Origin of the sequence: Streptomyces sp. NPDC002790, from assembly GCF_040295505.1 — a bacterium.
In the GTDB taxonomy this organism is placed as follows: Bacteria; Actinomycetota; Actinomycetes; order Streptomycetales; family Streptomycetaceae; genus Streptomyces.
On record NZ_JBEOVM010000004.1, the window covers coordinates 147887 to 161095 of the forward strand.

The window sequence follows — 13209 nt, forward strand, 5'->3', positions numbered from 1 at the left end:
CAGGCAGACGCCGCCATCGACCACGGAGTGCACAGGTGCTGCTGACACTGCACGAGCGCGAGCGCTTGATGATCTATACCGCCGCCAAGCTCGCAGCGGAACGCCAGGACCGAGGTCTGCGGCTCAACCTCCCTGAGGCCACGGCGCTGATCACCTCGTTCCTCCTGGAGGGCGCCCGGGACGGACGCACCGTCACCGACCTGATGGAGGCCGGGCGCACCGTGCTGAGCCGGGACGATGTCATGGACGGGGTGCCAGAGATGCTGGCGCAGCTCCAGGTGGAAGCGACGTTCCCGGACGGCACCAAGCTCATCACGGTGACCGGACCGATCTCATGACCCGCGGTGAGCACCCCAGCGACGATCCCGGGGGTGCGGGACCGCGTGGCGAGCCCCGTCACACGAGCAGCGGTCCCAACGCTCCCAGCCCGCCGCGGCGCGCCGGAACCGGCGAGCGGCAGGCGCCGCGACAGCACTACACCGGGCGGCAGCCGCACCTGGACCTGCCGACCGTGCCCGGTGAAGTCCTGTACGGAGACGGCCCGGTGACGATCAACGCCGGGAAGGACGTGCTGACGCTCCGCGTGATCAACACCGGTGACCGGCCCATCCAGGTCGGCTCGCACTATCACTTCGCGGAGGTCAACCCCGCGCTGGAGTTCGACCGCGGCGCGGCGTGGGGGCGTCGGCTCAACGTGCTCTCCGGTGGCTCCGTGCGCTTCGAGCCCGGAGCCGTGGTGAACGTTCCGCTGGTGGAGATCTCAGGTCGGCGGATCGTACCGGGGCTGCGTGGCGCATGCGGCGGCCCACTGGACGCCACTGAGGGAGAAGACCATGACTGAGGTCTCGCGCGAGGAGTACGCGGCGGCGTTCGGGCCCACTGCGGGGGACCGCATCCGGCTCGCCGACACGGAGCTGTTCATCGAGGTCGAGGAGGACCGGTGCGTCGGCGGCGACGAGGCGGTGTTCGGCGGCGGCAAGTCCGTGCGTGAGTCCATGGGCCAGTCCCGCGCGACGCGCGGTGAGGGCACCCCGGACCTGGTCATCACCGGAGCCGTCGTGCTGGACCACTGGGGTGTGGTCAAGGCCGACGTGGGCATCAGGGACGGGCGGATCGTCGCACTCGGCAAGGCGGGAAATCCCGACACGATGGACGGGGTCCACCCTGATCTGGTCATCGGCCCGTCCACCGAGATCGCCGCGGGCAACGGCATGATCCTCACCGCGGGCACCATCGACACCCATGTGCACTTCGTGGGCCCGGACATGTTCGAGGAGGCGCTCGCCGCCGGCACCACGACCGTCGTCGGCGGCGGCACCGGCCCCACTCAGGGCTCCATGGCGACCCTGGCCACCCCCGGCTCATGGTGGTTGGCCCGCATGCTGGAGTCCTTCGAGCCATGGCCGCTCAACGTGCTCTTCCTCGCCCGCGGCAACACCGTGTCGCACGAAGCACTGTGGGAGCAACTGCGCGGCGGGGCGGGCGGCTTCAAGGTGCACGAGGACTGGGGCGCCACGCCCGCCGCCGTCGACGCCGCGCTGACCGTGGCGGACGCGGCCGGAGTCCAGGTCGCGATCCACAGCGACACCCTCAACGAGGCGGGCTTCGTGGAAGACCTGCTCGCCGCGGTCCGCGGTCGCACCTTCCACGCGTTCCACACCGAGGGAGCGGGCGGCGGGCACGCGCCGGACATCATCCGCATCGCCGGCGAACCGTACGTACTCCCCGCCTCGACCAACCCCACCCGCCCCTTCACCCGCAACACCGTCGCCGAACACCTCGACATGGTGATGGTCGCCCACCACCTCAACCCTCAGGTGCCCAACGACCTGGCATTCGCGGAGAGCCGCGTGCGGGCGAGCACCATCGCCGCCGAGGACGTACTGCAGGATCTCGGCGCGCTGTCGATCATGTCGTCGGACGCGCAGGCGATGGGGCGCGTCGCCGAGGTCGTCATCCGTACCTGGCAGACCGCCGACCGCATGAAACGGCTGCGCGGCCCGCTACCGGGCGACGGACGCGCCGACAACCACCGCGCCCGCCGTTACGTTGCCAAGTACACGATCTGTCCCGCGGTCGCCCATGGCCTGGAGCACGAGGTCGGGTCCGTCGAACCGGGCAAGATGGCCGACCTCGTCCTGTGGCAGCCGGCCCTCTTCGGCGTCCGGCCCACCATGGTCCTCAAGGGCGGCGTCGCCGCCGTCGCCGCGCTCGGCGACCCCAACGGGTCCGTACCCACGCCGCATCCGGTGCTGCCCCGTCTCGGCTACAACGCCCACAGCCCGTCCGCCACCTCGACCAGCGTCGCCTTCGTCTCGCCTGCCGCGATCGAAGCGGGTCTCGCGGACCGGCTCCCGCGCGTCACCCGGCCGCTGGTCCCGGTCGCCGACGTACGGGGCCGTGGCAAGCACGACCTGCCGGAGAACACCGCGCTGCCCCGCATCGACGTCGACCCCGACACCTACGCCGTACACGTCGACGGCGAGCTCATCGAACACGAACCCGCCACCGAACTACCGCTCACCCAGCGGTACTTCCTGTTCTGACCGGGGCGCACCGGAACATGGACACGGACCGAACGGCAGGACCGGACAGCGGATGCCACCCGCTGGGAGCCCTGCTCCTGCTCACCGACGGACGTTTCCCGGCGGGTGCGCACGCCCACTCCGGCGGCTTGGAAGCGATCGTCGCGCTGGAAGGCGTACAGGACCCTGCCGCGCTGGAACTCTTCCTCAAGGGTCGGGCCGCGACAGTCGGTCGGATCGCCGCGGCCTTCGCGGCGGCCGGCTGCGCGGCAGCGGCTCAGGACACACTCGACGGCCCGGCCGGGGACCGACTCAGTGCACTGGATGCGGAGTTCGACGCCCGGACACCGTCCTCGGCTCTCCGCGCGGCGTCCCGTACGCTCGGCCGGCAGCTCCTGCGCTCGGGGCGCCGTGTCTGGCCGCATCCCGTCCTGGAGGCACTCGCCGCCATCGCGCCACGCGGCACCCACCAGCCCATCGCGCTCGGTGCGGTCGCCGCCGCCGCGCAGTTGGGCCCCAGGGCCGCGGCCTGGTCCGCGGCGCACGACGCGGTGCTCGGTCCGGCCACCGCGGCCATCCGGCTGCTCGGCCTGGACCCCTTCTCCGTGTACGAGGTGCTCGCCCGCCTCGGCCCCCTGCTGGAAACCGTGGCCACCGAGGGCACCACCTACCGTGACGCCCTCCCCGAGGATCTTCCCGCCCACGGCTCCCCGCTACTGGACCTGTCCGCCGAACGCCATGCCACCTGGGAGGTGCGTCTCTTTGCATCCTGACCACACCACACGCCCCGACGTCCCCGTCGCCGATCTGCCCGAAGAGCGGTCGACGGGCCCCGACACCGCACCGCCGCACGTCCACGGCGCCGAGGACCACCACCCGGCCGGCCCGCTGTCCGAGCGTGGCGCCCGCGCCCTGCGCATCGGCATCGGCGGCCCGGTCGGCTCCGGCAAGACCGCTCTGGTGGCCGCCCTGTGCCGCACATTGAGCGCGGACGTACGGCTCGCCGTGGTGACCAATGACATCTACACCACTGAGGACGCCGACTTCCTTCTCCGGCACGGCGTACTGCCCGATGAGCGCGTCCGCGCGGTCGCCACCGGCTGCTGTCCGCACACCGCCATCCGCGACGACATCTCCGCCAACCTCGAAGCGATCGACGACCTGGAGAGCAGTCTCGCGCCCCTGGACCTCGTCCTCGTCGAGAGCGGTGGCGACAACCTCACCGCCACCTTCAGCTACGGCCTGATCGACCGTCAGATCTTCGTCGTCGATGTGGCGGGCGGGGACAAGGTGCCCCGCAAAGGCGGTCCCGGCGTCACACGCTCCGATCTCCTCGTCATCAACAAGACCGACCTCGCCCCTCAGGTCCGTGCCGATCTCGACGTGATGGACCGGGATGCCCGCGTACAACGCGGCGACCTCCCTGTCCTGTTCACCTCTCTCACCGACGACCCGGCCGCCACGGCCGTCGCCACCTGGGTACGCGAACTGCTCGGCGTCCCGGTCCGCTGATGCGCGCCGACGCCCGGCTCACGGTGACCGCGAACGGCGCGGACGGTGCGGACGGCGCGGGCCGGGCCACCGGGTGCCGCCCCAGCAGGATCGCGCGGCTGCGATCCGACGGCCCGTTGCTGCTGCGCCCCGCGATCGCCACAGGTCCCACCCCCCTCGGCCGGTGGAACCTGGCCGGGCCCGGTACCGCGCGGGTGTCCAGGGCCGCCGGAACCGGCGGCCCGCTCGGCGGGGACGACCTCCGGCTGCATGTGGACGTCGGCCCCGGCGCGGCCCTCGTCCTGCGGGACGTGTCCGCGACCGTGGCCCTGCCCGGCCCGCACGCCGAGCCCTGCCACGTCACCACGACCATGTCCGTGGGCCGCGACGCAACCCTGGTCTGGCTGCCGGAACCGGTCATCGCCGCCCACCGCTGCGACCACCACTTCGTCACCCGCATCGACCTCGCCCCGGGCGCCCGGCTCCTGGTACGCGAGGAACTGCTGCTCGGCCGGCACGGCGAAACACCCGGCACCGTGCGCCAACGACTGCGCGTCCAGCTCGACGGCCGCCCGCTCCACGACCAGGAACTCGCCCTCGGCCCCGACGTCCCCGGCTGGCACGGACCGGCCGTCACCGGCGGCCGCACTGCCCTCGGCTCCGTCCTCGTCGTCGACCCCCTGTGGGCCCACCGGCCCGATCAGAAACCCGCGGTACACGCAGCGGACGGCGCCGCCCTCTTCCCCCTCTCGGGCCCCGCCGTTCTCGCCGCCGCACTCGCCCCGGACTCGGCCGCGCTGCGCCACCAACTGGACGCCTGTCTGACCCGCCTTGACGCGCTGCCGGTGCATGACGCCGACGCGGCTTCGGTTTCGGCGGCATCCACGTAGATGGGCTGGTCGCTCTGCGTGTTGTGCTCGCCGATCGCGCACAACACGTTCATCACTGGCGTGTGTCCGTGCTCGTACGGATCGTGCAGTGCAGGGTGTCGTTCTGGACGTCGGCGACGATCGTGTCACCCGGTTCGGCCTCGCCTGCGAGCAGCAGGGACGCGATGCGGTTGTCGAGCTCGGTCTGGATGGTGCGGCGCAGCGGACGGGCGCCGAACTCCGGCTGGTGGCCGTGCGCGATGAGCAGCTTCTTGGCGGCCTCGGTGACCTCCAGGTTCAGCCCCTGCGCGTGCACCCGGTGCTCGCTCTGGGCCAGCAGGTGGTCGACGATCTCGCCAAGGTCGTCCTCGGTGAGGCTGTGGAAGACGATGATGTCGTCGATGCGGTTGAGGAACTCCGGCAGGAAGCGGCCCCGCAGCTCCTCCATCAGCTCGTCCTTGAGCTCCGCGGCGTCGCCCCGGTGGGCGAGGATGCGGTGGGCGCCGATGTTCGACGTCATGATGACCACGCAGTGCCGGAAGTCGACGGTGCGGCCCTGGGAGTCGGTGAGCCGGCCGTCGTCGAGGATCTGCAGCAGCGTGTTGAAGATGTCGGGGTGCGCCTTCTCGACCTCGTCGAACAGGACCACGCTGTAGGGCTGGCGGCGCACCTTCTCGGTGAGCTGGCCGGCCTCGTCGTAGCCGACGTAGCCGGGAGGGGCACCGACCAGACGTGCGACGGTGTGCTTCTCCTGGAACTCGCTCATGTCGAAGCGGACCATGCGGCTCTCGTCGCCGAACAGCAACTCCGCGAGGGTCTTGGCGAGTTCGGTCTTGCCGACGCCGGTCGGGCCGAGGAAGAGGAAGGAACCGACGGGACGGTTCGGGTCGCCCATGCCCGCGCGGTTGCGGCGCACCGCCTGCGAGACGGCGGTGACGGCCTCGTCCTGCCCGACGATGCGGGCGTGCATCTCCTCCTCCAGCTTCAGCAGCCGCTCCTTCTCGCCGGCGGTCAGCTGGGCGACGGGAATGCCGGTGCGGCGCGAGACGATGCCGGCGATGTCGTCGGCCGTCACGGAGACCACGCCCTCGCGGCGCTCCTCGATCCCGGCTACCTCGCCCTCGACCTCGGCGATCTGCTTCTTCAGCTCGGAGGCCTTTTCGAAGTCCTCCGAGGCGACGGACTGGTCCTTCTCGCGGGTCAGCTTGGCGATCCGGTCCTCGCGCTCGACGACCTCGGTGGACCGGCTCGCCGTGCGCAGCCGCACCCGGGCGCCCGCCTGGTCCATCAGGTCGATGGCCTTGTCGGGCAGGAAACGGTCGCTGATGTAGCGGTCGGACAGCTCCGCGGCAGCCGCCAACGCGCCGTCGGCGAAACGCACTTGGTGGTGTGCCTCGTACGCGTCGCGCAGCCCCTCCAGGATCTGCACGGTCTCCTCGACAGTGGGCTCCGGGATGAGTACGGGCTGGAAGCGGCGCTCAAGCGCGGCGTCTTTCTCGATGTGCTTGCGGTATTCGTCGATGGTGGTGGCGCCGACGACGTGCAACTCGCCGCGCGCCAGGGCCGGTTTGAGCATGTTGCCCGCGTCCATCGAACCCTCGCCGGTGGCGCCCGCGCCGACGACGGTGTGCAGCTCGTCGATGAACAGGATGATGTCGCCGCCCGCGTTCTGGACGTCTTCGATGACCTTCTTCAGACGTTCCTCGAACTGACCGCGGTACTGCGCCCCCGCCACCATCCCGGACATGTCGAGGGCGACGACCCGCTTGCCCTTGAGGGTGTCGGGCACCTCGCCCGCGACGATGCGCTGCGCGAGGCCCTCGACGATGGCGGTCTTGCCGACTCCGGGCTCACCGATCAGCACCGGGTTGTTCTTGGAGCGCCGCGAGAGGATCTCGACGGTCTGCTCGATCTCCTCGGCCCGGCCGACGACCGGGTCGAGCTTGCCGGCCTTGGCCTCCTCGGTGAGGTCGCGCCCGAACTCGTCGAGCGTCGTGGACGCCCCCGTCGCACCGCTGCCGGCACTGCCGCCGCCGTTGTCCGCCCGGGTCGCCTGCTCCGAGGCGTTCGTCAGCCGGTTCAGGTCGAGGCCCGCCGCGCTCAGCAGCCGCGCGGCCCCCGTCGCCGGGTCGGAGAGCAGGGCGCCGAGGATGTGCTCGGGCCCGATGTAGGAGACGCCGGCCGCCTGCGACTGGGCGTGGGCGGCAGCCAGTGAGCGCTTGGCCGCCGGGGTGAGCCCCGGCTCCGCGGACGGCTGTCCGGCCTCCTGCGGCAAAACCTTGGCGATCTCCTCGGCGAGCCGGTCGGGGTCGACGCCGGCCTGCTCGAGCACCCGGCGCGACGGCTGCACCTTGGTCGTCGCCCACAGCAGGTGTTCGGTGTCCAGGTCGGAGGTGCCGTCCTCGTGCGCCTTCTGCGCGGCCAGGTTCAGCAGTTCCTGGGACGACTCGGTGAGCAGCCGCCCGATGGGCACGCGCTGCACCGCGGGCGGCGAGCTCGCGGGGGACGTACCGAAGAACCGGTTGAACATTTCACTGAAAGGGTCCGAGGGGCCGAACCCGAACGGCGACATCGACATGGTGACTCCAGGTGCGCAATGGGTTCGTCCCAGCCAACCCCTGCCCTTGGGTCCCCGCAAGCTGATCTTTGTCCGGCCGCACAAAGGGCGGGGGCGTGGCGACACCGATCCGTCTAGTGTGCGAGCCATGAGTGCCTGGCTGCCGACATCCGCGGTTCCCCGCCTGGCCGTCTCCGTGGGGATCGGCCTTGTGGCCGCGGTGGCCGTGGGCATTCCGGTCGGCGTACCTCTGGGCATCCTCACCGGCATCGCCGCCGCGGAGCTGGTCTTCGTGGTCACGGGCTGGCTGGTGCTGTGGCCGATGGACGCCGCCGCCACCCGCCGCGAGGCACGGCGTGAGGACTTCGCCCCCGTCACCGAGGAGTTCGCGGTGGTCGGCACCGCGCTGTGCGGGCTCGGAGCCATCGTGGTGCTGCTGTTCCTGCACGGCTCCGGCGCCCGCAACGTCGCGGCGGCGGTCGCGCTGGGCGGGGTGTTCATGGCGTGGGCGGCCCTGCACCTGATGTACGCCGCGCGCTACGCCTACCTGTACTACCAGGACCTCTCGGGCGGCATCGACTTCAACTCCGAGGAACCTCCGGCGTATCGGGACTTCTTCTACTTCAGCTACAACCTCGGCATGACGTACCAGGTGTCCGACACCAACGTCTCCAGCTCGGTGATCCGGTCGGTCGTGCTGCGGCACTCGCTGCTGTCCTACCTCTTCGGCACGAGCCTGCTGGCCACCGTCATCAACCTGGTCGCGGGCATGGTCACGGGCTGACCGGATGTTGCCCGCGGGCCGCGAATGCGGTCGGGGTGAGACCGGTGCGGTCGCGGAAGAAGCGGCCGAAGTTCGCGGGGTCGGTGAAGCCGAGGTGGGCGGCCACGCTCCGGGCGTCCCACTGCGCAGCTCCCAGCAGGCGCCGGGCTTCCAGGAGGCGTCGCTCGTCGATGAGCTCACGCACCCCTTTGCCGGTGGCGTCCCGGGTGGCGCGGCTGAGGGTGCGGACCGAGCAGTCGAGCAACTCGGCGTAGTCCGCGGCTTGGTGCAGCTCGCGGAAGTGCAGCTCCAAGGCGTCCACGAAGCGCCGGTGTCTGTCGGTGCGGCTGGTGCCGGCCGTGGCTGTGCCGATGGGGGCGATGCCCGGGGAGTCGGCCAGGCGCAGCAGCAGTGATTCGAGCAGGCTGCGCCGCAGGGCGTGGTGGATGTCGAGGGGGCGGCGCCCCAACGCGCGTTGTTCGTCCAGGAGTTGGAGTGCCGTTTGCCGGAGCCAGGCGGCGTCGTCGGGGTGCGGGCTGAGCACCGCGGGGGCCTCGTGCGCGGTGATCGGGGCCAGGAGTCGGGCGAGGTCGGGCCGCAGTACGTCCGGTTCGAACAGGATGAACGGGCCGCGGGCCGCGCCGGGCGGATGCCAGCGCTGCGCGTGCCCGGGACGCACCCACAGCCACTGGCCGGGGGCGACGGTCCGCGTGATGTGGTCGACGTCGTGCCGCAGCTCACCCTCGGTGACCGCGATGAGGTAGTGGAAGGTGGCACGGCCCGGACGGGGCGGGTTCCACGGCCAGTCCTCGTGCTCGGCGAAGAGGTCCTCGACGGTGCTCACCTCGAGGCCGTAGGGAGTACCGACCGGGGGCTGGAATCCGTACAGCGGAATCGTGGGCGGTCCGGCCTGGCCGTGGGGTTCGAAGTGTCGCTTGTCGACCATCATGTGTCCGCAGCCTACTGCCCTCTTTGTCTGCTTCGGCGGAAGAATGGGAGGCGCCCCCCCCGTCATCACCTGAGAAGGCTCGCTACCCATGAACGGATCGACCCTGCACAAGGTCGCCGCCGACTACGCCGAGGAACTCCCCGGAGCCCAACTTGAGCACCCCTTCGGCCCCGACTGGAGGTTTACAAGGTGCGCGGCAAGGTGTTCATGCTGATGACCGAAGTTCCGGGGCGGCCCGTCGTGATCCTCAAGGCGGACCCCGGTGAGTCCCATGCCCTGCGGGAGTGGTACAGCCACATCACCCCCGGTTACCACATGAACAAGAAGTACTGGATCACTGTGGAGGGCGGAGAGGGTGTCGATGAGGTGCTCGTCAGGGAGGTCGTGGCCGACTCCTACCGGCTCGGCGTCGCCCACCTGCCCAGGGCCGAGCGGCCTGTCGACCCGCACACCTACGGCACCCGCACGCGGGTGTCCCGGTGAGCGCGGCCGGTGAACGTCTCCAGGACACCGCCCGCCGGGTGGCCCTGGCCCTCCCCGACGTCAGTCACGGCTACCCCTTCACTCCGGCACTCGACGTGTACAAGGTTGCGGGCAAGGTGTTCCTGATCGTGACCGACGACCCGGCCGAACAGATCATCACGGTCAAGTGCGAGCCCGAACTCGCCCGCACGAAAGCGCGCCACCATGCCTCGATCACACCGGGCCGCTACCTCGACAAGCGCCACTGGATCTCACTGGGGCCCGGCCCCGGGATCACGAAGCGGCTGATCACCGAAGCGGTCGAGGACTCCTACGACCTGGTCGTCGATCGGCTGCCGCTGGCCCGGTAGGCCTCGGCGCGGCCACCGGCGCCTGCTCCGCAAGCTCCGGTGGGGCACGAACCGTCAGTGGATGGCGATGCAGTCGGGGTTGGGGACGGGCGCGGACGCGCCCGTGTCGGTGAGGTGTCCCGAACCCGGGTGCACACGGAAGAGGTTGACTGTGCCGCTCGCCTTGTTCGCGACGAACAGCCAACGCCCGCCGGGGTGCAGCGTGAAGCTCCACGGCGTGACGCCGCCGCAGGGCAGGCGCTGTACCTCGGTGAGCAGGCCGGTCCTGGGGTCGGCCGAGAAGGCGACCAGCGCGTTGTCGCCGCGGTTGGAGACGTAGACGTGGCGTCCGTCGCGGCTGATGGCCAGTTCGGCTGCGCTGGTGGTGCTGGTGTGTCCCGGCGCGTTCGTGGTCAGGCGTTGGCGGGGTGTCAGAGCTCCCGTTCCGGGGTCCCAGGACAGGGACTCGATGTCCGCGGTCAGTTCGTTGAGGACGTAGGCCGTGCGGCCCCGGGGGTGGAAGGCCAGCCGTCGCGGCCCCGAACCCGGCTGCGTGGCATAGGAGTTGGTGACCGCGGACATGTGGCGCGTGTGCGGGTCGTACGCGCGGACGAAGACGCGGTCGGCGCCGAAGTCCGACACCAAGGCGTACCGGTGGCTCGGGTCGATGACGACGTGGTGCACATGCGGGCCCGCCTGGCGGGGGTTGGGGCCGGAGCCCGTGTCCTGGACGCGGGAGGCCACGGGGCCGAGCCGGCCGGCCCCGTCGATCGGCAGAGTCACGGCGGAGCCCGTCGCGAAGTCGGCGACCAGCAGAGTTGCCGCGTCGGGCGTTGGAGCGAGGTAGGAGAGGCCGCCGCTGCCGGTCGGCACGGTCTCGGTCGAGGTCTCGGCGAGCTGATCCAGCGCTCCGGTGGTGGTGTCGATGCGGAAGGTCCGGATGACACCACCCTGTTCGCTGCCCGCGACGTACAGGACGGGGCGGTGTGGGTGTGTGGCCACCCAGTTGGAAGTGACCGCTGCGACCTTGCCGAGGGGTGTCATCGCGCCGCGCTCGGGGTCGAAGCGGATCGCGTGCACCTCCGGCTGCCCCCAGGTGCCGACGTAGAGCAGGTCGGTGGGCGTTCGGCGGGCGGTCGCGTGTGCGGCCGTGGACGGCAGGAGTGCCGCGCTCGCCGCCGACGCCGTGAGCGCGGTCAGGACGGATCTGCGAGCGGGGCGCCGGGGTGTGGTGCCGGCGTCCCGTGGGATGTGCGGGTGTCTGCTCATCGGGGAGGTCCCGTCGAAGGTGGGTGTGATCGGTTCACTTCTTGGGCTGCGGCCTGTTGCGGCGGGGCGCGAGGCCGAGACACTTGAGGGCGTACGTGTCGAGCGCGCTGAGGACGCCGTTGAGGGCGAGGGTCAGCGCCACGAGGACGATCAGGCCCGCGAACTCGTTGGGAGCGTCGAGGTTCTGCGCGGCGGTGAACAGTTCGTGGCCGACGCCCTCGGAGGAGGCGATGAACTCACCGCCGATGACACCCAGGATGGCCAGCGGCCCGCCCGTCTTGAGCGCGGCGAAGAACGGCGCGGCGAGCGTCGGGATCGTGACATAGCCCAGGACGTGGTGCCTGCGCCCGCCCATCACCTGGACGACCTCGACGAGTTCACGCTCCCGCTGCCGAAGGCCCAGATAGATGTTGTAGAAGACGACGAAGGCGACGCCGGTCATGGCGATGGTGATCTTCGACCAGGATCCGATGCCGAAGAACAGCAGGAACAGCGGCGCGAGCGCGATCTTCGGGATGCCGTTGAGGGCCGCGACCAGGGGTTCAAGGACCCGTCCCAGGAGCGGGAAGGAGCCGAGGACGAGCCCCATCACCGTGCCCGCGGCGACACCGAGGCCGAAGCCCGCGAGGACCTCGATGGCGGTGACCCTGATGTTGGTCCAGCCGGATGCCGAGCCGAGCATCTTGGTGAGAGCCTCGAACACGTCGGTGGGCTTGCTGACCGCGTACTCGGGCAGAACGGTGCCGCTCATCCACTGCCACAGGACGAGGGCGACCACGATCACGAGGATGCGCAGCCCGATGACGGCGGGTGTGCCTCGCCAGCGGTCGGACGTCTTCGGGGCGCGTGGTGCCGCCGTGTCGGCAGCGGGTACGGCCTTGTCGGTGACGGTTGCCATGGTCTGCTCCCTTCCGGGTGATTGAGGCCGTGTCACGGCAGGTACTTGTTGGTCCAGTCACTGGATGACACCGACGCGTCCGCGACCGCGCCGATGCCGTCCTTCACGAAGGCGACGGTCTTCTTCCAGCCGGCGGCGTCCATCTTGGCGCTCGCCGGCCAGTCCACCTGCTCGACGGAGGCGCTCAGCACGTCGTCGGGCACGCCGGGCAGTGTCTTGCGCGCCGCCGCCAGTACCTTCTTGTCGCTGGACTTGTGCGAGTCGAGGTAGGCGGTCGCCTGGTGGACGGCGGTCGCGAAGCCCTTCACGGTGGAGGGGTCGCTCTTCGCGAAGCTCTTCTGCGCCACGACGGCCTGGCCGTACCCGGCATCGTCGAAGGCCCACTGGGGAACCTTCTCCGGGTCGGCGACGACGACACCGTCCCCGTCGTGCTGGACCTGGAGCGGGATGGGTTCGGACGTGATGAACCAGTCGACCTCGCCCTTGGTGAGTGCCGCCTTGTCCGCGGCCGGGTTCGGCAGCGACACCCACTTCATCTGGCTCGTCTTCACACCGTTGGCCTTGAGGAACAGCCCCGCCTCGGCCTTGGTGTTGGCGGAGCTGGCGCCGGCGGTGGAGCCGGCCAGCGCCTTGGCGACCTGCTTCCCCGGAGTGTTCGAGGTCAGGTGGTGCTTCTTCGCGAAGTCGGAACTGACCACGATGCCCAGGGGGTTGCCGCCGCCGTTCGTCGCGACCGACACCTCCGGAAGACCCTTGGAGAGCGCGGCCAGGAAGCTGGTCGGGCTGGCGTTGAGGAACTGCACCGAACCCGACTGGAGCCCTGAAGTGCCCGTCGAGGCGTTCAGGGTCACGTACTTGATTTTGATGTGTTGCTTGGCGAAGTAGCCGTTCTCCTCGGCCACGCGGATGGACAGATCGAAGATGTTGCCGCTCACACCCACCGAGACGGTCTTCATGCCGTCCGAGTCGACCGACGCCGCGCCCTGACCTCCGCAGCCGGTCAGCAGAGCGGCGCCGAGTATCGCGGTGGAGGTAAGAGCCAGCGTGCGCGAGCTTGTGCGGTAACGCATGGGAAC

General features: G+C 70.5%; 13 protein-coding genes and 1 pseudogene. 9 read left to right on the top strand and 5 right to left on the bottom strand.

What is annotated here, in order from left to right; all coding sequences use genetic code 11:
- The first annotated feature begins 35 nt into the window (after window positions 1–35).
- The 6 genes from ABT004_RS04285 (at window position 36) to ABT004_RS04310 (ending at window position 4906) form a co-directional block, all read left to right on the top strand.
- Window positions 36–338 (top strand): urease subunit gamma, encoded by a 303-nt coding sequence (locus ABT004_RS04285; RefSeq protein WP_351331299.1) that lies wholly within the window; start codon window positions 36–38, stop codon window positions 336–338.
- A gap of 173 nt (window positions 339–511) precedes the next feature.
- Window positions 512–841, top strand: a complete 330-nt coding sequence (locus ABT004_RS04290; protein ID WP_351331355.1) for an urease subunit beta — start codon at window positions 512–514, stop codon at window positions 839–841.
- Window positions 834–2546 (top strand): urease subunit alpha, encoded by a 1713-nt coding sequence (locus ABT004_RS04295; RefSeq protein WP_351331300.1) that lies wholly within the window; start codon window positions 834–836, stop codon window positions 2544–2546. The genes ABT004_RS04290 and ABT004_RS04295 overlap by 8 nt, the downstream gene beginning before the upstream one ends.
- 17 nt (window positions 2547–2563) lie before the next feature.
- Window positions 2564–3298: an urease accessory protein UreF gene (locus tag ABT004_RS04300; RefSeq protein WP_351331301.1), complete on the top strand. Its 735-nt coding sequence runs from the start codon at window positions 2564–2566 to the stop codon at window positions 3296–3298.
- A 34-nt stretch (window positions 3299–3332) separates the two neighbouring features.
- Window positions 3333–4037 carry an urease accessory protein UreG gene (gene ureG, locus ABT004_RS04305; RefSeq protein WP_451187720.1) on the top strand — a complete coding sequence of 235 codons (705 nt, stop codon included), beginning with the start codon at window positions 3333–3335 and terminating at the stop codon, window positions 4035–4037.
- Window positions 4037–4906: an urease accessory protein UreD gene (locus ABT004_RS04310; RefSeq protein ID WP_351331302.1), complete on the top strand. Its 870-nt coding sequence runs from the start codon at window positions 4037–4039 to the stop codon at window positions 4904–4906. Before ureG ends, ABT004_RS04310 begins: the two co-directional genes overlap by 1 nt.
- A 52-nt stretch (window positions 4907–4958) precedes the next feature.
- On the opposite strand, the gene ABT004_RS04315 is transcribed toward ABT004_RS04310, so the two are convergent.
- A complete protein-coding gene (locus tag ABT004_RS04315; protein ID WP_351331303.1) occupies window positions 4959–7463 on the bottom strand; it encodes an ATP-dependent Clp protease ATP-binding subunit in 2505 nt (834 codons plus the stop codon).
- A 127-nt stretch (window positions 7464–7590) separates the two neighbouring features.
- Here ABT004_RS04315 and ABT004_RS04320 point away from each other — a divergent pair, with 127 nt between their 5' ends.
- A complete protein-coding gene (locus tag ABT004_RS04320; protein ID WP_351331304.1) occupies window positions 7591–8226 on the top strand; it encodes a DUF1345 domain-containing protein in 636 nt (211 codons plus the stop codon).
- On the opposite strand, the gene ABT004_RS04325 is transcribed toward ABT004_RS04320, so the two are convergent.
- Window positions 8216–9154: a helix-turn-helix domain-containing protein gene (locus ABT004_RS04325; protein ID WP_351331305.1), complete on the bottom strand. Its 939-nt coding sequence runs from the start codon at window positions 9152–9154 to the stop codon at window positions 8216–8218. The genes ABT004_RS04320 and ABT004_RS04325 overlap by 11 nt on opposite strands.
- A gap of 88 nt (window positions 9155–9242) precedes the next feature.
- On the opposite strand from ABT004_RS04325, the pseudogene ABT004_RS04330 reads away from it, so the two are divergent.
- Window positions 9243–9637 (top strand): annotated as a pseudogene (locus ABT004_RS04330) (MmcQ/YjbR family DNA-binding protein).
- Window positions 9634–9987 (top strand): MmcQ/YjbR family DNA-binding protein, encoded by a 354-nt coding sequence (locus ABT004_RS04335; RefSeq protein ID WP_351331306.1) that lies wholly within the window; start codon window positions 9634–9636, stop codon window positions 9985–9987. The pseudogene ABT004_RS04330 and the gene ABT004_RS04335 overlap by 4 nt, the downstream one beginning before the upstream one ends.
- Before the next feature lie 54 nt (window positions 9988–10041).
- On the opposite strand, the gene ABT004_RS04340 is transcribed toward ABT004_RS04335, so the two are convergent.
- Genes ABT004_RS04340 through ABT004_RS04350 form a run of 3 tightly spaced genes read right to left on the bottom strand, consistent with a single transcriptional unit; the run spans window position 10042 to window position 13203 of the window.
- On the bottom strand, window positions 10042–11235 hold the full coding sequence (locus tag ABT004_RS04340; protein ID WP_351331307.1) for a lactonase family protein: 1194 nt from the start codon (window positions 11233–11235) through the stop codon (window positions 10042–10044).
- 34 nt (window positions 11236–11269) lie between these two features.
- On the bottom strand, window positions 11270–12133 hold the full coding sequence (locus ABT004_RS04345) for an ABC transporter permease (RefSeq protein WP_351331308.1): 864 nt from the start codon (window positions 12131–12133) through the stop codon (window positions 11270–11272).
- A gap of 32 nt (window positions 12134–12165) precedes the next feature.
- Entirely contained in the window at window positions 12166–13203 is a 1038-nt protein-coding gene (locus ABT004_RS04350) for an ABC transporter substrate-binding protein (protein WP_351331309.1), read from the bottom strand.
- Between the last annotated feature and the right edge of the window lie 6 nt (window positions 13204–13209).

Bases quoted from the DNA above. Each gene is read 5' to 3' on its own strand.
- ABT004_RS04295 (WP_351331300.1), top strand. From the start codon at position 834: ATGACTGAGGTCTCGCGCGAGGAGTACGCGGCGGCGTTCGGGCCCACT.
- ABT004_RS04340 (WP_351331307.1), bottom strand. From the start codon at position 11,235: ATGAGCAGACACCCGCACATCCCACGGGACGCCGGCACCACACCCCGG.
- ABT004_RS04315 (WP_351331303.1), bottom strand. From the start codon at position 7,463: ATGTCGATGTCGCCGTTCGGGTTCGGCCCCTCGGACCCTTTCAGTGAA.
- ABT004_RS04320 (WP_351331304.1), top strand. From the start codon at position 7,591: ATGAGTGCCTGGCTGCCGACATCCGCGGTTCCCCGCCTGGCCGTCTCC.
- ABT004_RS04325 (WP_351331305.1), bottom strand. From the start codon at position 9,154: ATGATGGTCGACAAGCGACACTTCGAACCCCACGGCCAGGCCGGACCG.
- ABT004_RS04310 (WP_351331302.1), top strand. From the start codon at position 4,037: ATGCGCGCCGACGCCCGGCTCACGGTGACCGCGAACGGCGCGGACGGT.
- ABT004_RS04345 (WP_351331308.1), bottom strand. From the start codon at position 12,133: ATGGCAACCGTCACCGACAAGGCCGTACCCGCTGCCGACACGGCGGCA.
- ABT004_RS04300 (WP_351331301.1), top strand. From the start codon at position 2,564: ATGGACACGGACCGAACGGCAGGACCGGACAGCGGATGCCACCCGCTG.
- ABT004_RS04350 (WP_351331309.1), bottom strand. From the start codon at position 13,203: ATGCGTTACCGCACAAGCTCGCGCACGCTGGCTCTTACCTCCACCGCG.